The following is a 24,548-nucleotide window of genomic DNA, read 5'->3' as shown; positions in this document are numbered from 1 at the left end:
AAAATTTAAGAGGCATTTATAAATTTAATTTACAAATGTATTTTAATTATACTACATGAAAATTATTTTTCAACATATTTATTTTAAAAATTATTATTTATATGTTTTTTTACTAATTTAGTTGCCTATTCATAGATAAAAACGAAGGATGTAGTTAAAACTACATCCTTTGTTTTATAATTTGTTTATTATAAACTATTTTCTAACAGCTTCTCCACCTTTTAATAAAGCTTTTTCATTTAATGGAAGAAATTTAGCTTTATTTTCACCAAAAACTTTTAAGAATGCTTTTAATACTGTATCCATCTTAACAGGTTTAAATAACTCTAAATATGCACCAAGCATAACCATATTTGCTGCTTTAGCGTTTCCTAGATCACGTGCTATTTCATTAGCATTTACATAGTATACATCAACATCAGTTCTAGTTGCTTTTTGATCTATTAAAGAACTGTTAATAATTATTTTACCACCTGGCACAACATCATTTTCAAACTTATCTAATGAAGGTAAATTCATTATTATTGCTGATGTAGCATCATTTGTGATAACTGGTGATCCTACTGGTGTATCAGATACGATAGTTGCGCAGTTAGCAGTACCACCTCTCATTTCAGGACCATATGATGGTAACCATGAAACTTCTTTATTTTCAAGCATTCCAGCATAAGCAAGTATTTTACCTATAGCCATTATACCTTGACCACCAAATCCTGCCATTATAACTTTTTCATTCATGTTATTTATCCTCCTCAAAGTCTCTGAAATTTCCTAAAGGATAGTAAGGCATCATATTATCTTCTAACCATTTTAATGCATCTACTGGTGTTTTGCCCCAGTTTGTAGGACATGTAGATAATACTTCTACTATAGCAAATCCTTTGCCTTGAATTTGACATTCAAAAGCTCTTTTTATAGCTTTTTTAGCTTTTCTAATGTTAGCTGGATTGTTAACTGCAACTCTTTCAACAAATTTAGCCCCATCTATTGTTGCTAGCATTTCAGATATTTTTAATGGTTTACCACTGTGCTCTATTGTTCTACCAAGTGGTGCTGTTGTAGCCTTTTGTCCTATCAATGTAGTAGGAGCCATTTGTCCACCTGTCATACCATATATAGCATTATTAACGAATATTGTTGTGATTTTTTCTCCTCTATGAGCTGAGTGTACAACTTCAGCAGTTCCTATAGATGCTAAGTCACCATCACCTTGATAAGTAAATACTGTATTTTCTGGTCTTACTCTTTTGATACCTGTTGCAACTGCAGGAGCTCTACCATGAGCAGCTTCTTGCATATCACAATTAAAATAATTATATGCTAAAACTGAACATCCAACAGGAGCAACACCTATAGCTTCATTTAATACTCCTAATTCAACTAATACTTCTGCAACTAATTTGTGGATTATACCATGAGTACATCCCGGGCAGTAGTGAGTTTGTGCATCTGTCAAACCTTTTGATTTTTCATAAACAATTGTCATTATTTTATACCTCCAGCTATTTTTTCTATATCTGCAGATATACTTGCTGGTGTAGGAATCATTCCACCAACTCTACCATTAAAATATACTGGTAATCTTCCTTCGTTAGCTATTTTAACATCATCAATCATCTGTCCAGTACTCATTTCAACAGTAAGTATACCCTTACAATTTGGATTAATTTGTTTAAATACTTCCATTGGGAAAGGCCATAATGTTATAGGTCTAATCAAGCCAACTTTTAATCCTTTTGCTTTACAATCTGCAATAGCATTTTTAACGATTCTTGAAGTAGTACCATATGCAACGCATACAACATCTGCATCTTCAATATCTACAGTTTCTACTAAAACTTCATTTTTTTCAATTTCTTTATATCTTCTATCTAATTTCCAGTTATGATCTTCAAGTTCTTGAGGATCTAAGAATAATGAGTTAACTATATTAGGTTTTCTTTGTCCTTTTGTACCAGTAGTAGCCCAAGTTTTTGGTTCTAATTCTACTTTCTTAGGTTCTTTAAACTCAACAGCTTCCATCATTTGACCAATCATACCATCAGCTAAAACTACAACTGGAATTCTATATTGATCAGCTTTTACAAAAGATTCCATAACGTAATCAACAGTTTCTTGAATACTTGATGGTGCAAATACAATAGTTCTATAGTCTCCATTTCCGCCACCACGAGTAGCTTGGAAATAGTCTGATTGACTAGGTTGAATACCACCAAGACCTGGTCCACCTCTCATAACGTTAACAATTACACATGGAAGTTCAGCACCAGCTGCATATGTAATACCTTCTTGTTTCAAAGCCATTCCTGGACTTGATGTACTAGTCATAACTCTAACACCAGCACCTGCAGCTCCATATACCATATTTATAGCTGCAACTTCACTTTCAGCTTGTAAAAAACATCCACCTACTTTTGGTAATTCACTTGACATATACTCAGGTAATTCACTTTGTGGAGTTATAGGATATCCAAAGAAATATTTACAACCAGCTTTTATAGCAGCTGCTCCTATAGCCTCATTACCTTTCATTAATACTTTAGCCATTTTAGTTTTCCTCCATTTTTATATTCTTTCTACTGTTATTACTGAATCTGGACACATTACTGCACAATTTCCGCATCCGATACATTCTTCAGGATTTGCTATATAAGCAGCATTGTATCCTTTTTTATTAATTTTTTCAGTATTCATACTGATTAGATTTTTAGGACATGCCATAACACATAGTTCACAGCCTTTGCAAATGTCCTCATTAAATGTTACTTTACCTTTAGCCATTGTAAAACCTCCATTTTTTTAAAATAAGCACTAACGAAATATAAATAATTTTATTGTTAAAACAACTACATACTTCGTTAATATAAGTTATTGCAATAATGATAATAATTATTACTAAAACAAAACTGTAATAATATAGTTTGTCTATACTAAATCTATATTGTAAACATTTATAAATATGCTTGTACATATATATATGTTATAAATATACTAAATTAAATAAATTAACTCATCCAATCTTCCCTCATGTACATTTTTATAGGGAATATTGTTTTTTTAATTTCTTCGTCTTCTACTCGGTTAGCAACTGATTCAATTGCCACATCATATTTTATTGGAATATTGGTAGCCTTTGACAACTCTTTTGAAAGTTTATGTCCTCTAATAACATCTTCTACAGTTGTATCTTTCAATAAATGTGTACTGTTTACTATACCAGTTACTTTTAAGTTTGATGTTATCTCAATTGCTCTAAGGTAGTTCAACGTATCTTCTAATGTTTGTGTCTCTGGTCTATTTGCATTTATTACAAACAACAAATCATATTGATGTTTCTGAATCAATGGAGTAAACCTTGCTAAAACCCTTGCTCCAACTGGGTCACCACCAATATCAAGTACAGAAGTTATTTTTTCATTTTGTATAATACCCATTACTTCAGCAGAGATTGCCGGTAAATCAAGTGCTGTGCTTTTAATACTACTCTCACAAACATGCACTCCATAACCCTCCAAGAATTCCTTCTTATCTCTTGTTCTAAAATAAGTATTTACTATGTCCAAATCTGCAATACTAACTTTTTCATTAGTTTCTTTTAGTTTTTTGGCTAAGTTTACACAAAATTCAGTCTTTCCACTACCATAATGACCTGTTACTATTGTTAATCTACTATTTGTCAAGTTAATTTCCCCTTTCATCAATCAATACGTTGCAAAGAATTTATTTATACACTTTAGCCTTTTCTTCACCTCTAAGAACTCTTATACCACCTTGTGCCAAAGCTAATAATTCATCCTCGCCAGGATAAACAAATATCTTAGAAATAAATTTCACTTTATTTGAAATATATTCAACAAATGGTTTTGAATATGCAATTCCACCAGTTATAACTATTCCATCTACATTGCCATCTAATACTACTGCACATTCTCCAATTGATTTAGCTACTTGGTAAGCCATTGCATCATATACAAGTTTAGCTTTTTTGTCTCCTGACTCTGCCATTTCGCTTACACTCTTAGCATCATTAGTATTTAGATAAGCATTAAGCCCACCATTGCCTTTAATCATTTTTGCTATTTCTTGTTGAGTATATTTTCCGCTAAAACATGCTTTCACTACTGCACCAATTGGAAGAGAACCTGATCTTTCAGGTGAAAATGGACCATCACCATCTAATGCATTGTTTACATCAACAACTCTACCCATCTTATGAGCTCCAACTGAAACTCCGCCCCCTAGATGTACTACTATTAAGTTTAATTCTTCGTATTTTTTGCTTAATTCACTTGCTGCACGTCTTGCAACTGCTTTTTGATTCAATGCATGGAAAATACTTTTTCTATCAAATAAAGGATGTCCACTAATTCTTGCAATGTCATCAAATTCATCAACAACAACTGGGTCTACTATGAATGAAGGAATGTTTTGAGCATTAGCAATAGAATAAGCAATCATACCACCTAAGTTTGATGCATGTTCTCCAGATACTCCAACTTTCAAATCTTCATACATTAAATCATTGATATTATATGTTCCACCCTCAATTGGTTTTAACAATCCGCCTCGACCAACAATTGCTGATAGTGAAGATAATTCTATACCATTTTCCTTAAGTGCATCTAAAATAATGTTCATTCTAAACTCATATTGGTCTGAAACACGTTCAAAACCAACAAGTTCCTCAGTTGTATGTCTTAATGTTTTTTCAAATAACACCTTTTCATCTTCAAAAACAGCTATTTTTGTAGAAGTTGAACCAGGGTTAATAATTAACTGTCTTAATTTTTGCATTTTACACCTCAATTAAATTTATTTTGCCTTATATTGTTAAATATAATTATATTTAATTATAAACTAGTATACATTACTGCCAATGCAATTGAATTTAATTTTGCTTCATCTGTATCGGCTCTAGATGTTAATACTATTGGCGCAGCAGCACCTAATAATATACCCGCATTTTTTGTATTTGATAAAAATGCAAGTGACTTGTACAATATGTTACCTGCTTCTATATCAGGCATTAGAAGTATATCTGCATCACCTGCTACTGGATCAGTAATACCTTTATGTGTTGCTGCCTCTTTTGATATTGCATTATCAAGTGCAAAAGGTCCTCCAACTACACAACCTTTTATCTCTCCAGCTCTATTTCTCTCAACCAACTCTTGTGCATCAACAGTTGCTATCATTTTAGGGTTAACCTTTTCTTTTGCACATACTACAGCAACTTTTGGGTTACTAATTGATAATGAATGAACTAATTTAACAACATTGTCAATTATTTTTTTCTTATCATTAGCATTTGGTGCTAAATTCATTGCTGCATCAGTAATAAATAAAAGTTTGTGGTATTTTTCTGTTTGAAATATAGCTGCATGACTTAACAAGCTATCAGTTCTTAAACCATACTCTTTGTTTAGTACCTCTTTTAAAATTATAGACGTATCTACTAAACCTTTCATTAATATTTTTGCTTTTTTTTCATGAACAAGTTTAACAGCTATTTCTGAACATTTTTTTATATCAGTTTCATCAATAATTTCTATATTAGTTAAATCAAGATTAATTTCTTTAGAATACTCCTGTATTTGAACTTTGTTACCAACTAGAATTGGAACAATCAATTTATTATCAATTGCCATTTTTATAGCTGATAAGACTTCCTTATCATGAGCTGCTGCCACAGCAATACAAACATTTCTATCTTTTGCTTTCATTAAAACATCATTAAAATTTTTCATTATATCACCTCATATTATTATTTATGCAAATTTTATGCCATTTATTTTGTTAAAGATATTTTACAATTTCAATGGCTATAGAATTCATTTTTTGTTTAATTGCAATATTTTGCAAGCAATATTTTGCATAATGCAATTTATTGCACAATATTGCTTATAAAATATTATATTTATCAAGCTTATAATAAAGACTTCTAAGCGATATTCCTAGTTTTTTAGCTGTCTCCGTTTTATTGCTATTTAAAGAATTTAAAGCTTTTATAATATACTCTTCTTCGGCTTTTGATGTTATATTTTCTAATAATTCTATATTACCAATTATAGGATCATTAATAGCTATTGCTTTGCCTAAAACAAAATCTTTATGTGGAAGATTAACCTTTTTTATAATTTGTTCATTAAAATTCATAGTAATTATGCTTCTACCTATGTAATTTTCCAATTCTCTTACGTTTCCTGGCCAATCATAGCTAAATAAAACCTTTATTGCTGCATCTTCAATACCTTTTATGTTTCTACCATATTCATAATTAAATTTTTTTATGAATTCATCTACTAACAATGGTATATCATCTTTTCTATATTTTAGAGATGGAATATTGATCGGAAATATATTAATTCTATAATATAAGTCTTCTCTAAACTTTCCTTGTCTAACAGCTTTTTCAAGATTAATGTTTGTAGCAGCAATAACTCTTACATCTACAGGCATACTTTTAGTACTACCTACCCTCGTTATTTCCTTTTCCTGTAATACTCTCAATAATTTTACTTGAGTATTGAAATTTATTTCTGATATTTCATCTAGAAATATAGTACCCTTGTTGGCTTCTTCAAATAATCCTTTTTTACCACCTTTTTTAGCTCCAGTAAATGCTCCTTCTACATAGCCAAATAGTTCACTTTCAAGTAAAGACTCATTTAGAGCTGCACAATTCACTCTAATAAACTGATTATTTTTTCTTGTACTTTTAGCATGTATAGCATGAGCAAATAATTCTTTGCCTGTACCACTTTCACCTCTTAATAGCACTGTTACAGGAACCTTTGCTGCTTTTTTAGCTTCTAATTTACTTTCAACAAACAAGCTATTTTCTCCAATTATATCATCAAATGTATATTTAGCAGATAATTCTCTGATTTTTTTCTTTGCATCTTGAAGTTTATTTGTCAATTTATTGATTTCAGTTACATCCTTTAAACCAGCTACGCTTCCAATCAATTTATTATCAACAATAATCGGTGCAGCTTGTGCTATAACAATTTTACCAGAAGGTCTTAACTTAATAGTAACTCCAGTTACAGGTGTACTAGTTCTTAAAACCTTCATATGAACACTTTCTCCCTCACCTACATCAAAATATGCATTAGTTCCTAAAATATCTTCAGCTTTAATACCTGTTATTTTTGTATAGGCAGGATTGATCATTATATGCTCACCGAGATGGTTAACAACACTTATAGCATCTTGTGTACTCGAAAAAATAGCTTCTAGCAAACTTTGGTATTCTTCCAAATTACTTAAATGATTATCTACTAAGTTCAAGACCTTTTTTATATTTTTACTCATATAGTTTTCCTTTAATAAAATATTTATTCTTGTCCATCCTCACTAGAGTCATCTTCTGTACTTTTTATTTCAACATTTAATTTAATTACTTGATAATTACTAGCAACAGTCTCCGCTTTAGGGTCTACATCAATAATTAATTCTAACTCATATACACCTGGTGTAATATCTTTTAAATCTAAAGATAGTTTAATATTTGACTTACTTATTTTTGCAATAGTTGTTGCTATATCCTTAACTTTTATCTTTATTTTAGGGGTTTGTAAATTGGTATTATCTACCTCATCAGTATCTGTTGACTCACCATTATTACTATCTTCTTGATTATCCTCATTTTCAAATATAGGTGTAACAATATAATTTTCATCCAAATTTAATAATTCAATATCATCAAATGTAAATTCAAAATCTTTTTCAATTATTCTTTCGATAGTTGCAGTTACTTTAGTTTTATGATTACCATCAGTGATTTTTATTTTTCCATCAGTAATTAAATTCTTATCTACAACTATATCAACATTTGCTCCTGATATATCTACAGGTTCCGTTTTTACCTCGTTAATAGTTTCTAAAAGCCCTTTAGGAGCAGCAATAGTAACTGTACCAAGTTCAGTTTTTAAATTAGTCACTCTATACCCTTCTTGTGGCTCTCCTACAAAATCAACCACAATTGGTACTTCTTTAGTCGGATATATAGGCAACGCAATATCAACAGTTATCGGTTTAACTGAGACTTCAGACAATTCATTTCCTTTTTCATCTACAATTCTAACAGGCTCACTCCTACTTAAAATTTCGCTTTCTCCTTCTACATTAACTACAGCAATAGCGCTTTTTGCAGAATCCACAACACTTCTAGGTCCCGTAACCAATACAGAATCAGGATTTGAAACTCCGTTTCCTACATAGTATCCAGCAACTTGTGAACCCTCATATTTTACCTCAATACCAACTGATTTAGTTATTCTTTTCTCCACGTTACAAGTTATATATATTGGGCTATAACTTGTTATTTCAAAATTCTCAATATCTTGAATTTTAACTGGCAAATGATGTATCCCTTCTTTATCTATACCTCTAATATCATTCAAGTCAATTGTAGCTATAATATCCCTTGAATTAAATTTCAATAGGTTGTTTTTAAGCCCAGATATCTTTACATCAACCTTAAAATCACTTTTTTCATTCATTAAAACATAACCTTGGTTTTCTAATGAACTTAGATCGTTAATGTTAACTTTTATATTATTGAAGTCATTTTTCCATAAAGGATTAACTTTCATCATTACTAATACCCAAAGAGTTATTGCACCTAATGCACATAGTATTCTGACGATCCATTTATCATTTTTTACCTTCATTTTTATATCTCCACTTTTCAAATAATTTTGGTTTTTCTTCTTCAAAATATACGCTAGATAATATTCTTTCTAACTCATCGACCTGAATATTTCTATAAAGTCTACCATCAACAGCATATGAAATATAACCTGTTTCTTCTGATACTATTACTGCAATAGCATCTGATCTTTCAGTAATTCCAAGTGCTGCTCTGTGTCTTGTACCAATATCTTTACTCAATGTGTTATTATCTGTTAGAGGTAAAAAACATCCTGCAGCTGCTAATCTATAGTTTCTAACAACAACCGCACCATCATGAAGTGGTGTGTTCGGTATAAATATATTAATCAACAATCCACTTGAAATAGCTGAGTCTAGAGATGTACCAGTATCAACAATTTCATTTAATCCAGTTTTTTGCTCGAATATAATTAAAGCTCCTATCTTTTGCCTTGCAAGAGATGATACAGCTGAACAAATCTCTTTAATTACTTTTTCTGAAGTTGCAGTATCTTTATCTAATGTATTTATTGAAAACATCGACGAACGTCCAATAAATTCTAGAGCTCTTCTAAGTTCAGGCTGAAACAAAATAATTAATGCTATAAAGCCTACTTGAACAGTATTCTCCAAAATCCAACTTAACGTATAGAATTTAAATAACGATGCAAGTTGAGTAATCACTAAAATTAAAACAATACCCTTTACAAGTTGTTTAGCTCTCATGTTTTTTATAAGTACATAGCCTTGATAAATAAGAAAATAAACTACTACTATATCAATTAAACTTACAATAGACATATTTGAAAAAATTAACTTAATTTGGTTCATAATATGGCACCTCTATAATTATTAATTAAAATTAGTATCTAATTTTGACATTGTATCTTCTAAAGACCTTTTCATTCTTTTTATTGAATTTTCAGAAAATTCATCACTTTCTATAAAATCCATAACTGGTAGTATTCTATAAGTATACTTATTACCTGCTAGTTTTTCTCTATATACCCATGTTGGCGTATATTCAACTGTCTCTAAAGTAGTTTCTCCAGTTTTTCCATCCTTTTTAATATTAAAATTAATTATGATACCATCTTCTGTTTGAGAAACAAGCTCTTCTTCTATTCTTTGATTTGATATAAAATTCCCTGTCGAATATGCAATAAATGCCTTCTTACCTTCATGCATTACCCCGCTACAATCTTGAATAACATGAGGATGACTACCAAGAATTATATTTACACCTTCATCTAATAAAAATTTAGCTAATTCTTGTTGCATTTGATTAGGTTTTCTATTGTACTCATTTCCCCAGTGTATAATCATAACTATCAAATCTGCTTCATTTTTCTTTGCATCTGCAATATCTTGTTTGATTTTTTCTTTATCAATTTTATTAATCATTGTGTCTAAATCTTCATCTGTCATTACTACTTCTAAACCATTTAAAAGCTCTGTATAAGCTAAAAATGCAATTTTAATACCCTTTACATTCTGCATCAAAATTCTTGATTCAGGTTTTTCTTTATATGTTCCGACATGTACAATGCCTCTTTCATCCATTCTTTCAATGGTCCTAATAACACCAGTTTTCCTTGTATCCAAGGAGTGGTTGTTAATAGTTGAAAGCACATCAAATCCAGCATCTTTAAGAGCATCTAAAGCTTCATTTGGGGCATTGAATAAAGGATATCCTTGATATTTATATAAGTCATTGCCACAGGTTGTACCCTCAAAATTACCAACTGCAATATCTGCTTTTTCAAGAATTGGCTTTACATATTGAAAATATGGTTTATAATCAAAAGTATCTGTTTCCTCATCATATCCTCCCCAAATTTCTTTTGGATGAAACATGATATCTCCAACTGCTGTCATTGTGATATTTATGTCTTCAACATTATTTGGTTCATCTACATTTGAATCGTTATCTTTGTTACTATCTTTGTCGTTATCGCCAACAACATTAATGTCTGTATTTTGTTCATTGTTCGCATTGTCTTTAGGTTGATTATCAAATAATTTTTCTTTTAAATTTACTCCTACCATAATACTAACAGTTAAAATTAAACCTATAATTAGTATCACTAGAAATAATCTACCATAAGATAGTGTGTGTTTTTTTCGCATCTTCTTTTCCCTTTTATAAATTTTATTGTCAATATAATACTAACTTAATTTTATATATTTTGCAATATTTTTCATATACTTAATAATAAATTAATATTTTGTTTTTGGTGGCTTGATTAAGCATTTTTTGTCAAATCCTATCAAATCATATCTATTCGACTTTTGTAATGCTTTTAACACCAATCCATAATTTTCTCTTTTTTTGTATTGCATCAAAGCTCTTTGCATTTTTCTTTCTTCAATAGATTTTGGTACATATACAGCTTTACCAGTTAAAGGATTTATTCCTGTATAATACATACAAGTTGATAATGTACCAGGAGTTGGATAAAAATCCTGTACCTGTTCAGGTGTATATCCCATATCTCTGATATACTCAGCTAATTTAATTGCATCGTTCAATGTACTGCCTGGATGTGATGATATCAAATAAGGAACTATATATTGGTTTTTACCAAGATTTTTACTTACCTTATTGAACTTATCTACAAATTTATCGTATATTTCAATATTTGGTTTACCCATAAGTTTCAAAACATTATTGGACACATGTTCAGGAGCTGTTCTAAGCTGTCCACTTACATGATGTTCTGCCAATTCTTTTATGAACTCATCACTTTTATCATACATAACATAGTCATATCTAACACCTGAACGCACAAAAACCTTCTTAATATTTGGAAGCTTTCTAACTTTTCTTAACAATGAAACATAGTCACTATGATCAACCTGTAAATTTTGGCATTTAACAGGAGACAAACATTGTTTATGCTTACAAACCCCATGTTCTAATTGTTTTTGACATGATGGTATTCTAAAGTTAGCAGTTGGTCCACCAATATCGTGTATATAACCTTTAAATTCTTTATCATGAGTCATTTTTTCTACCTCTTGAATGATTGAATCATGACTTCTAACTTGTATTGTTCTACCTTGATGAAAATTCAATGCACAAAACGAACAACCTCCAAAACATCCTCTAACACTTGTAACACTAAATTTAATTTCACTAAGTGATGGAATTCCACCATCTTTTTCATATATAGGATGATATGTCATTTCATAGTCTACATCGTATACATCATCTAGCTCTTGCATTGAAAGTATCTTGGCTGGAGTATTTTGTACAACATATATATTTCCATATTGCTCAACAAGAGGATTTGCATTTAATGAATCAGTATTATCATGTTGTATCTTAAAACTATTTGCATACTCCTGCTTAGATTTACTAACATCATCATAAGTTGGTAAAATTATAGGTTCATACGCTCTATCTTTATCTTTAGTTTTATATACTGTTCCGTCTATAAATGTTATTTCTTCTATTGGAATACCCGAATCCAAGCTTTCTGCTATTTCGATAATTTGTTTTTCTCCCATACCATAAACTAGTAAATCTGCACTAGAATCTAGAAGAATTGACCTTCTAACTTTGTCCGTCCAATAATCATAATGTGCTAAACGTCTAAGACTTGCCTCTATTCCACCAATTATTATTGGACTATCTTTGTATGCTTCACGCACCTTATTTGAATACACAATTACTGCTCTATCTGGTCTTTTACCAGCTACTCCACCTGGTGTATATGCATCCGAATTCCTTTTTTTCTTCATAGATGTATAATGGTTAACCATTGAGTCAATATTACCTGAATTTATCAAAAAACCAAGTCTTGGTTTACCTAATCGTTTAAATTCATCTAAGTCATTCCAATCAGGCTGAGCTATAATCCCAACCTTATATCCAAATCTCTCCAATATTCTAGAGATAATTGCAGTTCCAAACGAAGGATGATCAACATATGCATCACCTGTAATAAATATAAAATCACACTGTTCCCATCCTCTTATTTCTAAATCTTTTTTATCTATCGGTAAAAAACTCATTTGTTTCTCCTCAATTTTTTATATTATTATTATAAACTCAATACTGAAAGTAGTCAAGAAATGGCATCTTACAATATTTTCTTAATATCTTTAAAAAAAACCGTATCTTCGGATACGGTTTTTTAATACTTATCTTTGTGTTTGTGTTTTTAATTGACCTGTTTTTTGCAGTGCAATAATCAATAAAGGAATTAAAATTATTTGAATAATTATTCCAGGTAATGATTTTATAAATGCACTTGTTATAAAAATACTAAATCCATATGGTTTTCCAGCTACACCCATAAAAATCGTATTTGCTATACCCGATACTATTCTTCCACCAAGCATTGCGCTAATCAAAGAAACATATATATTTTTATGTAATGTTTTGTATAACAGACCACACAATAGTCCATAAGTTAATAACTCAAAACTCATACTTGCTCCAATAGGAAATATTGGTGGCATACCTGTCAATACACTAGATAATAATGGGGTAATAATACCACAGATTAATCCATATTTCCATCCGCATATGAAACCGCAAAGTAAAACCGGTATATGCATTGGTAAAAAAATTGCACCAAGCCCTCCAAAGTAATGAAAAACTATTGGAAGTGTAAGTCCAATAGCTATAAACAAGCCAGTTAATATTAAATCTTTTAAACTATTTTTATTTTGCATCTAATTTCCTCCAAATTTTGTTGCGCATCTTCAGATACAAAATAACCTTCTAGGTATTTATCTTAAATCATTTCAATGAAATAAGTCTATTGATATTATAGTTTAACTAACAATAAAAATCAAGACAATAAAGTTATTATATTTAGTTGCTTTATTGTCTTTGAAAATATTAGCAATTTTCTTTACTTAAATATTCTAATGCTAAATTTGTGCTGAAGAAAAATGAATTTTCTCCTGTTTTTTCTTTCATGCCACAACGCTCAAACATTTTCTTAACTTCTGGTTGAACACAAGTAAATAATATTTCAGTATCATCTTTTCCAAGTTTTTCACACATTTCACTTAATGCTTGAACTCCTGAAATATCTGCCATTGTTACTCCTCTCATTGAAAAAATTAATATACTTTTAGATGTCTTGGATGGTAATTTTTCTTCAAGAGATTTTGCTGTTCCAAAATACAATGGACCTGTAACATAAATAACAGCAGTTTTTTCAAATTTATCAATATATGTAATTCTATCATCAAGTTTATCTTTTTCAATATTTCTAACACAAATTTGCATATTCGATACTTTTACTACAAACATAACTATAGAGAATAATACACCGATAAGTATTGCAATAGTTAAATCAAATACTACAGTTGCAAGCATTGTTATAATGAACTGAAATATTGCAGTTTTAATTTTCTTAGAAAAAATATCTTTTATAACATGCCACTCATTCATTCTCCAAGCTGTAACAATTAGAACACCTGCCAATGATGCAAGTGGAATTATTGACATTATAGGACCTAATAAAAACATAGACAATAAAAGCACAATAGCATGAAAAATACTTGTTAAACGAGTTTGTCCGCCTGATTTGATTGCAACACTAGTACGTGCTATTGCAGCAGTAGCCGGAACTCCTCCAAAAAAAGGTATAATCATATTGCCGATTCCTTGTGCTACTAATTCTTGATCTGAATTTAATTTTTCATTTTTCATTCTACCCGCTGATGCACCACACAGCAAACTTTCTATTAACCCTAAAGCGGCAATACTTATTGCAGGAACAAGGAAAATTGAAATAGTATCAAAGTTAATAGATGAAAGGTCCAATCTATTTTCTAAAAAAACAGTTCTTGGTATTTCTCCTACAATAGCAACTGGAAATTTAAAAATAGCATTTGCTAATGTTGCTAAGATTATAGCCATCAATGAAGATGGGCAAAATTGATTTAGTTTTTTAGGATACATAAACATAAATATAATTACGCTTAACCCTATCAAAAAAGATGTAATATCTAAATTTTGTGGTGTTGTAAAATAACTAGATATTTTTGATAAAGTAGTTAATCCAAAACTAGTAAACCCAGTTAGATTATTAATTTGTCCTAAAACTATTATTATTGCTATACCTGATGTAAAACCTGTAATAACCGGCAATGGTATAAAGGACACTAATCCTCCTAATTTTAACACTCCTGCAATTAACAACAATATTCCTGATAAAAAGCATGCTATAAACACTCCTTGCAATCCAAAACGTGCTACCAATGAAACTAATATGGCTGTCATTGCGCCGGTTGGTCCAGAAATTTGGTATGAACCTCCTGACAATCCTCCGATTAGAAGTCCAGCAAATATTGCTGTTATAAGTCCTGCGGCAGCATCAGCACCTGAACTAACTCCAAAAGCAAGTGCTAATGGCAAAGCAACTGCTGCTACAGTAATTCCGGCTAAAATATCTTTTCCTAATCTTTTTGTATTATAGCCCTTAAATTCTGTATGCAATTGTGTAGAAAAATCTTTAAGCATATTCATGATAATACTCCTAGTATGTATTTTTTTGCAATATAAAAGCACACAAAGTGTGCTTTCGAACAATGTAGATTCTACACCTCATCATTAATTATGTCAAGTTCCAAATAAACAAAATATTAACAATTCAATTCAATGACTTTATTTAGTTTATATGGTATAATTGTATAATAAAATACAGTCGTAGGAGTAATTATGAAACATATTTATGATATAGCTATAATTGACGGAAAAGGTGGTGGGATCGGTAAAATATTGGTTGAAAGTATAAAAAAAGAAATACCAAATTTAACAGTTCTTGCACTAGGTACAAATTCTGTAGCGACTACTCAAATGATAAAGGCAGGTGCAGATGACGGTGCAACTGGAGAAAATGCAATCATACACAATGCATATAGAGTTCCAATTATAGTGGGTGTTTTAGCCATTATTATGCCTAATTCTTTGCTTGGTGAGTTAACCCCTAAAATGGCTGAGGCTATCAGTGATAGCGATGCTATGAAAATTTTAATTCCATCTCATAAATGTAATGCTTATATTGCTGGAGTTTCCGATTTATCTTTACAGCAATTAATAAATGACTCTATTGAGCTTATTAAAGAAAAAATAAATAAGAGTGCTATATAAGCACCCTTATTTATTTACAGTGAAAAGTTGTACAAAATGTCTCTTTGCTATTAGCTGAACTATTGCCATGTATTTGGATAGTTTGGGATGTACATTTATTATTTTCATTATGAATACAATTTGTTGCATTGCAAGCTATATATGATTGATCTTGAGGTGTTTGAGCTGAATTTGAAAATCCATCTACCTTTTCACCAAAAGTACTACAGCAGGTTGAGCCTCTATTTACTGCATTTTGACCTAATACATTTACATTACTAGCACAGCAACATTTATCTTTATTCAAATAACAGTTTGTAACACCACATATAATTTTTGTCATAAACATTCTCCTTTGAAATTGATTAATATTATTCTAACCAATTTATAGCAATAATATTCCAAATGTAATTATATTAATAAAATATATAATAGCTTGATTTTAAGAACAATCTATAGTAATATTTATAGGTTATAAATATTTTGTAATGGAGGCAAAATGTTATTTTCTAGTTCTATATTTATTTTTCTTTTTTTACCATGTGTATTGTTTATTTATTTTGTTTTCCTAAGAAGCATAAAATCAAGAAATATATTTTTATTATTTTCAAGTCTTATGTTTTACGCTTGGGGCGAGCCAAAATTCGTTTTCATTATGCTTTTGTCAATATTGGCAAATTATATTTTTGGGCTACTTATTAATGAATACAGAAACCATAATATACTCTCTAAAATAATACTAACAACTATGGTAGTGTTTAATTTATCAATCATTTTTATTTACAAGTACTTAATGTTCTTTATGAACAATATAAACAACATATTTAATTTAGAAATTAATGTTCCATCAATTACTCTTCCAATAGGAATATCATTTTTTACTTTTCAGGCAATATCATATGTTGTAGATATATATAGAAAAGATGGACAAGTACAAAAAAATCCTTTGAATGTCGGATTGTACATATCATTTTTTCCACAGCTAATTGCAGGTCCAATCGTAAGATACCAAACTGTTGCAAAGCAAATTTCAAATAGAAAAGAAACATTCAAAGGTTTTTCTGATGGTGTTTGTAGATTTATAGTAGGTATGTGCAAAAAAGTATTACTTGCAAATACCTTTGCCATATTTGCCGATAAAGCATTTAATTCAAATTTATCATCAATGTCCGTTGCTATGGCATGGTTAGGTGCTTTATCTTATACATTTCAAATATATTATGATTTTTCCGGGTATTCAGATATGGCAATCGGGCTTGGAAAAATGTTTGGATTTAATTTTAATGAAAACTTTAACTATCCATATATTTCAAGATCAATATCTGAATTTTGGAGAAGGTGGCATATATCATTAGGAACGTGGTTTAAAGATTATGTTTACATACCACTTGGTGGAAGTAGAGTAAGTCATAAATCAAGACTTATTTTCAACCTATTTACAGTATGGATTTTGACAGGAATTTGGCATGGCGCAAATTGGACATTTATCATATGGGGACTCTATTATTTTATACTTTTATCTATTGAAAAATTATTTGATTTTGAAAACAAATTTAAAAATATAAAATATATTAAATGGTTATATACATTTGTTGCCGTAATGCTAGGATGGGTATTATTTAGAAGCAATGACATAAACTCTGCTTTTATATACATCAAGGCAATGCTTGGATTAAATAATAACTTGATTACAGATAATTTTTTACCTTCGGTATTTGAGGGTTCAATAACATTTTTTATTATTGCAATTATAGGTTCATTTCCTATAACTAGATTAATTAAAAACCAAATTACAGCTAAAAATCTGAATAACAACTTTTTCTTTAATTTGGTTTACACTGTGTCATTTTTATTATTATATATAATTAGCTTGAGTTATATTGTAAAAGGTACATACAATCCTTTTATATATTTTAATTTTTAATGGAGAATAATATGTTAAATAAATTGAAATACATAATTATAACAATAATATTTTTATTAATTTCTTTTGTATTTGGTTCAAAAACAATCATAAACAATATTAGGCCAATTGCAACACAAACATTACTACCACTAGATGAGACTAATGATTTAAGCATTTTAGATAAGCTAACATCAAAATTTGAAATATTTAGAGACAATACAAATAAAGCATATAACAGTAATTTATCAGGTCGGAAAGTATTTATAGAAGCTTATGGTGCTACTCAACTTCTGCTTAACAAAAGACTAATAAGTGATTCAAGTGTAGGCTATGTTTTAAAAGACAATAATAATTTCCTACATTTTGCAGGTTATTTAGTGGATACTAAAAAAAATGCTCAACAGTTAATAAACTTTAATAATTATCTTCAATCTTTAGATATACCATTTGTCTTTGTTAGTGCTTTATCTAAAAATATAGAGGGATATACAGAATTCAAAAATGGTTTAGATATTTATAGTAAATCAAATACAAATGTTAATGTATTTTTTAATGAACTAAAAAGCAATAATATTAACTATTTGAATTTAAACACTTTGGATACAGGTGAATTAAATAAAGAAGAATTGTTTTTTAAAACAGACCACCATTGGAAAACTGAAACTGCATTTTGGGCCTATACGGAAATTGTAGATTATTTAGATTATAAATTAAAGATTAAATTAGATAAGGACAGATATTTCACAAATATTGATAATTATGACACACACATACTAAAAGAAAGCTTTTTGGGATCATTAGGTAAAAGGATGGGTCGAATTTACTCGGGCATTGATGATTATACATATATAACACCTAAATTTGATACCTATTTTAAAATTTCTTTAGGCTACCAAAACAACTTAGTTAAAGAAGGGAAGTTCAATGATTCAATAATTGACAAAACGTTATCTGATATTAATGAACCAATCGAAACTAATAGATATGGTACATATTTTAGTCAAGACAATAGCTTTGAAACAATAGAAAATATCAATGCGAAAAATGACTATAAAATATTACTTATAAAGGACTCATATGCCTTACCCGTAGCTTCATTTTTATCACTTAGCTGCAAAAAAGTAACAATGGTTGATTTAAGACTTGTAAAAAACGAATCTGTTAAAGAATATATTGAAAATGGCGATTATGACATTGTAATTATGCTTTATGGTAGTGGAAGTATTTCTAGTTATAATATGTTTGATATTAAATAAAATTTATAATAATTAAAAAATAAAATAGCTAACTAATGTTAGCTATTTTATTCAATAGATGACAATAATAAAACGGTTGAAGTATCAGTGATACTCTCATTTTTTAATAACAAATCATGAAATTTAGTAATATAATCTGGAGTAAGTGTCCTAATCTTTGAAATTAAACACCAACTTCCAGTAACTCTATGACACTCCTCAATTATAAAATTATCTAGTTTGATGTTGACTATTTCATCCATCAATTTATTGAAATCGTTAGTTTTAACCTTAATAGATATGTATGCACTAATATGATAACCAAGCTTACTCCAATCTACCTTAGTTCTATACCCCTCAATGATACCCTGTTGTTCCAACTTTGAAATACGTTGATGAATAGCAGGTCTAGACATATTCAATTTTTTTGAAATTTCTTCATGAGTTATTCTACCATTTCTTAATAATATGTTAATTATTTGTCTGTCTAAATTGTCCATAATTTTTTATCCTTTGAATATATATTTTTTTATTTTAATCTAATGAGTTTACTGATTGTTTACTTAAATTTATTTTTTTGTTTACTTTAAGTTCTTGAATAAATAATAAATTTTCTCTCACAGTTGTAATAAGTTCTAATTCATCATATCTGTTAACAATATCTTTGACAATATTTAATCCAAAACCTCTACCTTCTCCTTTAGTTGAATAACCTTTGTTGAATATTTTTGATTTTTCTATCAAGGAGCTTTTAATTGAATTCATAATCGTAACTATCAACATATTATCATTTTTAATAAATGATATTGAAATATATGGTTCATCTGATTCAATAGATGCTTCTAATGCATTATCTAAGAATATGCCTACTATACTACACATGTCTTCTGACGGAATTATTAAATCTGCAATACTTTCATCAATTACGACTTCATATTCTATGCCCTTTTTCTCAAATATTGCAATTTTGTATAATATTAATGCCTTTAAACCACTTTCTATAATATTATTTATAGCACTATTTTCTTTATTACATGATTGACCAATGATTTTTGTTACATAATCTTTTGCCTTATCATAATTTTTGTTTTCCAAGTAGCCTGATAAAACAGCTAAATTATTACCATGCTCATGTGCAATTTTTCTTTGATTTTCAAGAGTATATTCTAAAACTTCATTATAGGTTTTTAGCTTTTCATTATTTTTAATATTAAGCTCTATAATATTTTCCTTGTTTATTATTGAATTGATACAATAACAAAAAAGAACAATTGATATCAATGAAAAAATGTAAAACAAAAGTGGTATTATGGTAAGATTTGGTATAGAAGCTAAAGTAATACTTATTATATATTCCGTGCATACTCTTAGTAACTGTAAAACAATCATTATAACTAACAAAATATGCGTTTTTGTACTTATCTTTCTATTTACAATTCCTGTTATATTTTTAATTCCTAAAATACTAGTAACTGCAAATACTGTAGCATAATAAAATACAATATATATAAGATAATTAACATAACTTTTATCAATTGAACTTAATTCTATTTTCAATAAATACTGAGTTACGTATGAAGCAGAACAACTTGCTATACAAAATATTATAACAGTAAAAATTGTTATAATTAAATTTTGCCAAATTTTTTTACTACACATAATAAAAGCATCAAATAATAAAATTAAAAAAACTATACATAATTTTTTTAAATCATTTACATTGTCAAACAATAATATAGCAATGACAAACGTTAGTAATGATAACACTATAAACTTCTTTTTAAATAATTTTGTCTCTTTACCAAAGATAGCAATTATTAAAACTGACGAAATTGAATATATTAAATAATCTATAATTTTTAGAATAATCATTAACATCTCAATTTCTCCCCCCAAAAATTTTAGTAGGCTAGAATAATAATCTGCTATATAAATCTATTCGAAGTAATCTCTTGCTTTTTCTTCGCCCCTTAGTACCCTTAGTGCTCCAAGTGTTAGAGATTCCATTTCATTTTCTCCTGGAATAACTTCTACCGGTGCAATAAAATTAACTCTTTTAATAACTAAATCAGTTAACATTTTAGAATAAGCAATACCACCAGTCAATATAATTCTATCTACATTACCATATAGTGTAACAGATAGTTCTCCTATTGATTTTGCTATTTGATAAGCCATAGTTTCATATATTAATTTGGCTTTTTCATCTCCATCATGTATTCTTTTTTCAACTTCTCTAGCATCCACAGTTTCTAAATGACCTTTAAGTCCAGCGTTTCCTCTAAGCTTTTTCTTCAATTCATCTTTAGTATATTTCCCTGAAGTTACATATTTAAATAAGTCCTTGACAGCGACTCTTCCTGAACGTTCTGGTGAAAATGGACCTTCATCATCCGATACTATATCAATCATTTTACCTTGATGATGTGCTGATAACGAAATTCCTCCACCCAAATGTGCAACAACAAAATTGCAATCAACATATTTTTTATCAAGTTTTTTTGAAACCTTCATTGCAGCAGCTCTCATGTTTAAAGCATGAGTCAAACTAACTCTATCTACTTCATATAATCCTGTATGCTTTGCAATATCCATAAGCTCATCTACAGCAATAGAATCGTAAATATATGCATTAATATGCAATTCATTAGATAACTCATAAGCAATAAGTGCTGCTAAATTTGAAGCATGCTCTAAAATAGGTCTATTCATAAGTCTATCAACCATTAGTTCATTTACCTTATATGCCCCTGATTTAACCGGTGGTAAAAGTCCACCTCTTCCAACTATAGCTGATAACTCTCCAACATCAAATTTATTTTGCTTAAGAAAATTTAACACAGCACTTTTTCTGAATTCAAATTGATCCTGAACTCTATGAAATTTACTAAGTTCTTCATCAGTATGTAAGATACTTTCAACAAATAATTCATGTTCATCTTCATAAATTGCAATCTTTGTAGATGTAGAACCAGGGTTAATTGACAATATTTTGTACATAATTTGCTCCCTATTCTTTGTTTTTTTGTGCTACTAAAGCACCTAATAATATTGAATAATATTTAGATTCATAAGAATCCGCTCTTGATACAAGAACAACTGGTGCACTTGCACCCATTATAACACCTGCACTTATAGCATTTCCAAAGTATGTCATAGTTTTACCAATCCCATTACCCATTTCAATATTAGGTACTAATAAAACGTCTGCATCACCAGCAACTGGACTATTATACTTTTTGATGCTAGCCGCCTCTTTAGAAATTGCTAGGTCAAAAGAAATTGGTCCTTCAACTATTACACCCTTTTCAAATTCACCATCTAAGTACATTTTTTTCAATGCATCTCCATCAACTGTTGGAGGCATCTTAGGATTAAGCTTTTCTTTTGCAGCTAAGCAAGCTACTTTTATTTCGTCATATTTAAGTGAACCTAATACTTCAACAGCATTTTCTAATATATTTTTCTTTTTGTCTAAGTCCGGATATGTCATTATACCACCATCTGTTAAAAATAATAGCTTATGGTATTGAGGTACGTCATAAACCATAACATGACTAAGTGTCTTTCCTGTTCTTAATCCATACTCTTTGTTTAATACCTGCTTAACTAAAATAGAAGTATCTATTAACCCCTTTATTAGAAAATCCGCTTGTCCTTGTTTAACCATTTTAACAGCAATTTCAGCTGACTCTTCTAAACTATTAGCATTTATTATTTGATAAGAATCAATATTAATATCTGCTTTTTTTGCAATTTCTTTAATAGCTTTTTCATTTCCTATCAATATTGGTACTGAAACACCATTTTTGAACGCATCATCCACTGCAATTAAAACATTTTCCTCTTCTGCAGCAACTACTGCCAATCTCATCTTTTTATCATTATGTAATAAACTCTGTAAATCCTTCAATCTCATTTATAACACCTCTTAATTTAATGATTTAATTATATTTATATTAATATAGAGGCAATAAAATATTGCCTCATATATATATATATCAGTAATTACTTTTTAATTATATCTACAACTTGACCATTTTTAAGTCCAGCTGAATTTCCTTCTTCAATATCTACATGCATTTCTAAAGCATAAGAATCACTAACTCTTATTAAAACATTATCAAATACTAGTCCTCTTTCACCTTCAACTGGAACAAGAACTATATCTTTATCCTTAACTCCATACTCTTTTGCATCTGTTGTATGCATATGAATATGTCTTTTTGCAGCTATAACTCCTCTTTCAAGAACAACTTCACCATTTGGTCCTATAAGTTTTAGCCCTGGTGTACCATCTAACATTCCAGAGTCTCTTACAGGTATATTGCCTAACCCTAAAGATATTCCATCACTAAATGATAATTCAACTTGTGATTCTTTTCTTATAGGTCCTAAAACCCTTACACCTTTGATAGTTCTTTTTGGTCCAACTAAATCTACCTTCTCATCGCAAGCATATTGACCTGGTTGTCCTAAATCCTTTATTGGTGTTAAAACATGTCCTTCACCAAAAAGAATATTAAGATGCGCCTGTGATAAATGTACATGCTTGTTTGATAATCCTACAGGTATTTTTTTGCTCATTTTATATATCTCCTTTAAATAAAAACTAATTTATATAACGTAATAATAAAATTATATGACACTTTAGTATTTATTTCAATATAAAAATGTAAAAATAGTAAAAACAACAAATATATTGAACATTATTTACTTGTAACTTTCTTCTTTATAAATGTATTATATACATTATACACGATATTTATAAATGTTAAAAATAAAAAATAATATGAAATATACACACCAATTTTATTTATTAATAAAATTTTATGAATAATATAGAATGTAACAGAAGCAATTAAATATATTTTTATTTTTTCACTATTAAAGATATTATTAAAAATTTCACTAGTTTTGACTTTAGTATTTGTACATATATCTTCATTTGAAATTATTTCATACGATGATGATAACAATAAATTTGTATCAGCAAATTCATATAAATCTTCAAAATTAATAATTTCTAATTTTATTACTTCTTCGCTTTTTTCCAACATTTTGCTAGCTTCTTCGCTAAAATCATTGATTGTAATCAAAATAAGCTTATCAATATTAACATTTAATGCATTAGTTATATAGTTTCTCAAATCTATTTTCTCAATTAAGGCATCTTGATAAAACTTTACAACATTTATAAGTATAGTTTCATCATTTTTCAAAGCTTTATAACAATAATTTTTAGTTTTCTTTAAATGATAATATCTATTTTGGTTTAAGTATAAAAATATAAAGCTCTCAATTTCACTATATTTAGAGGAAAAAATTTTCTTTTTAAACTTATCTTTTTTTATACGTTTTAAAAATTTCACTTTCCCTCTTGACGCCTTTTTGTCTATAATAATCTTATTTATGAGTGTTATTATACAAAAAACTTGAATTATTATTATACTTGTAAATAGAAAATCTCCTGTATTAACATAAACCACCAGCGCAATAAATGTTATGATAATAAACTTTATAAGTACAATATCTAGCCTATATCCAAGATATTTTCTTTTATTTAAAGTTTCATCAATATATATTTTTTTAAAATGCCTATTTTGAGACTTAAACATAGTAAAAAACACCTCCTAATGGGAGTATTTCC

General features: G+C 29.0%; 24 protein-coding genes. 3 read left to right on the top strand and 21 right to left on the bottom strand.

All coding sequences use genetic code 11. From position 1 onward, the window contains the following. Positions 1 to 195: 195 nt before the first annotated feature. The 14 genes from JYG23_RS01625 to JYG23_RS01560 form a co-directional block, all read right to left on the bottom strand. Positions 196 to 738 carry a 2-oxoacid:acceptor oxidoreductase family protein gene (locus tag JYG23_RS01625; protein WP_207236720.1) on the bottom strand — a complete coding sequence of 181 codons (543 nt, stop codon included), beginning with the start codon at positions 736 to 738 and terminating at the stop codon, positions 196 to 198. Between the two features lies 1 nt (position 739). Then, entirely contained in the window at positions 740 to 1,486 is a 747-nt protein-coding gene (locus JYG23_RS01620; protein ID WP_207236719.1) for a thiamine pyrophosphate-dependent enzyme, read from the bottom strand. Continuing rightward, positions 1,486 to 2,547, bottom strand: coding sequence for a 3-methyl-2-oxobutanoate dehydrogenase subunit VorB (locus JYG23_RS01615; RefSeq protein WP_207236718.1), 1,062 nt, complete (start codon positions 2,545 to 2,547; stop codon positions 1,486 to 1,488). The genes JYG23_RS01620 and JYG23_RS01615 overlap by 1 nt, the downstream gene beginning before the upstream one ends. 18 nt (positions 2,548 to 2,565) lie before the next feature. Further along, positions 2,566 to 2,781: a ferredoxin family protein gene (locus JYG23_RS01610; protein ID WP_207236717.1), complete on the bottom strand. Its 216-nt coding sequence runs from the start codon at positions 2,779 to 2,781 to the stop codon at positions 2,566 to 2,568. A 224-nt stretch (positions 2,782 to 3,005) separates the two neighbouring features. Beyond that, positions 3,006 to 3,680, bottom strand: coding sequence for an ATP-binding protein (locus JYG23_RS01605; protein ID WP_242631610.1), 675 nt, complete (start codon positions 3,678 to 3,680; stop codon positions 3,006 to 3,008). Between the two features lie 40 nt (positions 3,681 to 3,720). Next, a complete protein-coding gene (buk, locus tag JYG23_RS01600; protein WP_207236715.1) occupies positions 3,721 to 4,794 on the bottom strand; it encodes a butyrate kinase in 1,074 nt (357 codons plus the stop codon). 56 nt (positions 4,795 to 4,850) lie between these two features. Next, a complete protein-coding gene (locus JYG23_RS01595; RefSeq protein WP_207236714.1) occupies positions 4,851 to 5,747 on the bottom strand; it encodes a phosphate butyryltransferase in 897 nt (298 codons plus the stop codon). A 154-nt stretch (positions 5,748 to 5,901) separates the two neighbouring features. Then, the gene (locus JYG23_RS01590) at positions 5,902 to 7,317 is read right to left on the bottom strand and encodes a sigma-54-dependent Fis family transcriptional regulator (RefSeq protein ID WP_207236713.1); all 1,416 of its coding nucleotides are present in this window, start codon (positions 7,315 to 7,317) and stop codon (positions 5,902 to 5,904) included. Positions 7,318 to 7,340: 23 nt separating this feature from the next. Further along, positions 7,341 to 8,678 carry a YbbR-like domain-containing protein gene (locus tag JYG23_RS01585; RefSeq protein WP_207236712.1) on the bottom strand — a complete coding sequence of 446 codons (1,338 nt, stop codon included), beginning with the start codon at positions 8,676 to 8,678 and terminating at the stop codon, positions 7,341 to 7,343. Further along, a complete protein-coding gene (cdaA, locus tag JYG23_RS01580) occupies positions 8,662 to 9,489 on the bottom strand; it encodes a diadenylate cyclase CdaA (protein WP_207236711.1) in 828 nt (275 codons plus the stop codon). The genes JYG23_RS01585 and cdaA overlap by 17 nt, the downstream gene beginning before the upstream one ends. Positions 9,490 to 9,510: 21 nt before the next feature. After that, positions 9,511 to 10,788 carry a CapA family protein gene (locus JYG23_RS01575; RefSeq protein WP_207236710.1) on the bottom strand — a complete coding sequence of 426 codons (1,278 nt, stop codon included), beginning with the start codon at positions 10,786 to 10,788 and terminating at the stop codon, positions 9,511 to 9,513. A gap of 90 nt (positions 10,789 to 10,878) precedes the next feature. Then, on the bottom strand, positions 10,879 to 12,678 hold the full coding sequence (locus JYG23_RS01570) for a YgiQ family radical SAM protein (protein WP_207236709.1): 1,800 nt from the start codon (positions 12,676 to 12,678) through the stop codon (positions 10,879 to 10,881). A gap of 129 nt (positions 12,679 to 12,807) precedes the next feature. Further along, positions 12,808 to 13,344, bottom strand: coding sequence for an ECF transporter S component (locus JYG23_RS01565; protein WP_207236708.1), 537 nt, complete (start codon positions 13,342 to 13,344; stop codon positions 12,808 to 12,810). A 169-nt stretch (positions 13,345 to 13,513) separates the two neighbouring features. After that, positions 13,514 to 15,148 (bottom strand): SulP family inorganic anion transporter, encoded by a 1,635-nt coding sequence (locus tag JYG23_RS01560; protein WP_207237916.1) that lies wholly within the window; start codon positions 15,146 to 15,148, stop codon positions 13,514 to 13,516. 198 nt (positions 15,149 to 15,346) lie between these two features. Here JYG23_RS01560 and JYG23_RS01555 point away from each other — a divergent pair, with 198 nt between their 5' ends. Next, positions 15,347 to 15,778 (top strand): DUF3842 family protein, encoded by a 432-nt coding sequence (locus JYG23_RS01555; RefSeq protein WP_207236707.1) that lies wholly within the window; start codon positions 15,347 to 15,349, stop codon positions 15,776 to 15,778. A 10-nt stretch (positions 15,779 to 15,788) separates the two neighbouring features. Here JYG23_RS01555 and JYG23_RS01550 read toward each other — a convergent pair whose 3' ends face one another. After that, positions 15,789 to 16,100 carry a DUF1540 domain-containing protein gene (locus tag JYG23_RS01550; protein ID WP_207236706.1) on the bottom strand — a complete coding sequence of 104 codons (312 nt, stop codon included), beginning with the start codon at positions 16,098 to 16,100 and terminating at the stop codon, positions 15,789 to 15,791. Between the two features lie 156 nt (positions 16,101 to 16,256). Between JYG23_RS01550 and JYG23_RS01545 the strand changes: the two genes are divergently transcribed. Further along, positions 16,257 to 17,681: an MBOAT family protein gene (locus JYG23_RS01545; RefSeq protein WP_207236705.1), complete on the top strand. Its 1,425-nt coding sequence runs from the start codon at positions 16,257 to 16,259 to the stop codon at positions 17,679 to 17,681. Positions 17,682 to 17,692: 11 nt separating this feature from the next. Beyond that, positions 17,693 to 18,919, top strand: coding sequence for a DHHW family protein (locus tag JYG23_RS01540; protein ID WP_207236704.1), 1,227 nt, complete (start codon positions 17,693 to 17,695; stop codon positions 18,917 to 18,919). 47 nt (positions 18,920 to 18,966) lie between these two features. On the opposite strand, the gene JYG23_RS01535 is transcribed toward JYG23_RS01540, so the two are convergent. The 6 genes from JYG23_RS01535 to JYG23_RS01510 all read right to left on the bottom strand — a co-directional run bounded on the left by JYG23_RS01535 (position 18,967) and on the right by JYG23_RS01510 (position 24,516). Further along, the gene (locus tag JYG23_RS01535; RefSeq protein WP_207236703.1) at positions 18,967 to 19,398 is read right to left on the bottom strand and encodes an Lrp/AsnC family transcriptional regulator; all 432 of its coding nucleotides are present in this window, start codon (positions 19,396 to 19,398) and stop codon (positions 18,967 to 18,969) included. A 34-nt stretch (positions 19,399 to 19,432) separates the two neighbouring features. Then, positions 19,433 to 20,776: a GHKL domain-containing protein gene (locus JYG23_RS01530; protein WP_207236702.1), complete on the bottom strand. Its 1,344-nt coding sequence runs from the start codon at positions 20,774 to 20,776 to the stop codon at positions 19,433 to 19,435. A 57-nt stretch (positions 20,777 to 20,833) separates the two neighbouring features. Then, entirely contained in the window at positions 20,834 to 21,901 is a 1,068-nt protein-coding gene (buk, locus tag JYG23_RS01525) for a butyrate kinase (protein WP_207237915.1), read from the bottom strand. A gap of 7 nt (positions 21,902 to 21,908) precedes the next feature. Next, positions 21,909 to 22,817, bottom strand: a complete 909-nt coding sequence (locus tag JYG23_RS01520) for a bifunctional enoyl-CoA hydratase/phosphate acetyltransferase (RefSeq protein ID WP_207236701.1) — start codon at positions 22,815 to 22,817, stop codon at positions 21,909 to 21,911. An 89-nt stretch (positions 22,818 to 22,906) separates the two neighbouring features. Further along, the gene (gene pduL, locus JYG23_RS01515) at positions 22,907 to 23,485 is read right to left on the bottom strand and encodes a phosphate propanoyltransferase (RefSeq protein ID WP_207236700.1); all 579 of its coding nucleotides are present in this window, start codon (positions 23,483 to 23,485) and stop codon (positions 22,907 to 22,909) included. Positions 23,486 to 23,607: 122 nt separating this feature from the next. Next, positions 23,608 to 24,516, bottom strand: a complete 909-nt coding sequence (locus tag JYG23_RS01510) for a hypothetical protein (RefSeq protein WP_207236699.1) — start codon at positions 24,514 to 24,516, stop codon at positions 23,608 to 23,610. Positions 24,517 to 24,548: the final 32 nt, after the last annotated feature.

The organism is Sedimentibacter sp. zth1 (genome assembly GCF_017352195.1).
Lineage (GTDB): Bacteria > Bacillota > Clostridia > Tissierellales > Sedimentibacteraceae > UBA1535.
Note: the sequence above shows the minus strand (reverse complement) of the source record. Positions and strands in the feature narration are given on the sequence as shown.

Coding starts and splice junctions, on each gene's coding strand:
- JYG23_RS01570 (WP_207236709.1), bottom strand. CDS start 12,678: ATGAGTTTTTTACCGATAGATAAAAAAGATTTAGAAATAAGAGGATGG.
- JYG23_RS01540 (WP_207236704.1), top strand. CDS start 17,693: ATGTTAAATAAATTGAAATACATAATTATAACAATAATATTTTTATTA.
- JYG23_RS01520 (WP_207236701.1), bottom strand. CDS start 22,817: ATGAGATTGAAGGATTTACAGAGTTTATTACATAATGATAAAAAGATG.
- JYG23_RS01620 (WP_207236719.1), bottom strand. CDS start 1,486: ATGACAATTGTTTATGAAAAATCAAAAGGTTTGACAGATGCACAAACT.
- JYG23_RS01615 (WP_207236718.1), bottom strand. CDS start 2,547: ATGGCTAAAGTATTAATGAAAGGTAATGAGGCTATAGGAGCAGCTGCT.
- JYG23_RS01555 (WP_207236707.1), top strand. CDS start 15,347: ATGAAACATATTTATGATATAGCTATAATTGACGGAAAAGGTGGTGGG.
- JYG23_RS01530 (WP_207236702.1), bottom strand. CDS start 20,776: ATGTTAATGATTATTCTAAAAATTATAGATTATTTAATATATTCAATT.
- JYG23_RS01510 (WP_207236699.1), bottom strand. CDS start 24,516: ATGTTTAAGTCTCAAAATAGGCATTTTAAAAAAATATATATTGATGAA.
- JYG23_RS01610 (WP_207236717.1), bottom strand. CDS start 2,781: ATGGCTAAAGGTAAAGTAACATTTAATGAGGACATTTGCAAAGGCTGT.
- JYG23_RS01565 (WP_207236708.1), bottom strand. CDS start 13,344: ATGCAAAATAAAAATAGTTTAAAAGATTTAATATTAACTGGCTTGTTT.
- JYG23_RS01590 (WP_207236713.1), bottom strand. CDS start 7,317: ATGAGTAAAAATATAAAAAAGGTCTTGAACTTAGTAGATAATCATTTA.
- JYG23_RS01545 (WP_207236705.1), top strand. CDS start 16,257: ATGTTATTTTCTAGTTCTATATTTATTTTTCTTTTTTTACCATGTGTA.
- JYG23_RS01575 (WP_207236710.1), bottom strand. CDS start 10,788: ATGCGAAAAAAACACACACTATCTTATGGTAGATTATTTCTAGTGATA.
- JYG23_RS01560 (WP_207237916.1), bottom strand. CDS start 15,148: ATGCTTAAAGATTTTTCTACACAATTGCATACAGAATTTAAGGGCTAT.
- JYG23_RS01550 (WP_207236706.1), bottom strand. CDS start 16,100: ATGACAAAAATTATATGTGGTGTTACAAACTGTTATTTGAATAAAGAT.
- JYG23_RS01625 (WP_207236720.1), bottom strand. CDS start 738: ATGAATGAAAAAGTTATAATGGCAGGATTTGGTGGTCAAGGTATAATG.
- cdaA (WP_207236711.1), bottom strand. CDS start 9,489: ATGAACCAAATTAAGTTAATTTTTTCAAATATGTCTATTGTAAGTTTA.
- JYG23_RS01585 (WP_207236712.1), bottom strand. CDS start 8,678: ATGAAGGTAAAAAATGATAAATGGATCGTCAGAATACTATGTGCATTA.
- JYG23_RS01535 (WP_207236703.1), bottom strand. CDS start 19,398: ATGGACAATTTAGACAGACAAATAATTAACATATTATTAAGAAATGGT.
- buk (WP_207236715.1), bottom strand. CDS start 4,794: ATGCAAAAATTAAGACAGTTAATTATTAACCCTGGTTCAACTTCTACA.
- pduL (WP_207236700.1), bottom strand. CDS start 23,485: ATGAGCAAAAAAATACCTGTAGGATTATCAAACAAGCATGTACATTTA.
- JYG23_RS01595 (WP_207236714.1), bottom strand. CDS start 5,747: ATGAAAAATTTTAATGATGTTTTAATGAAAGCAAAAGATAGAAATGTT.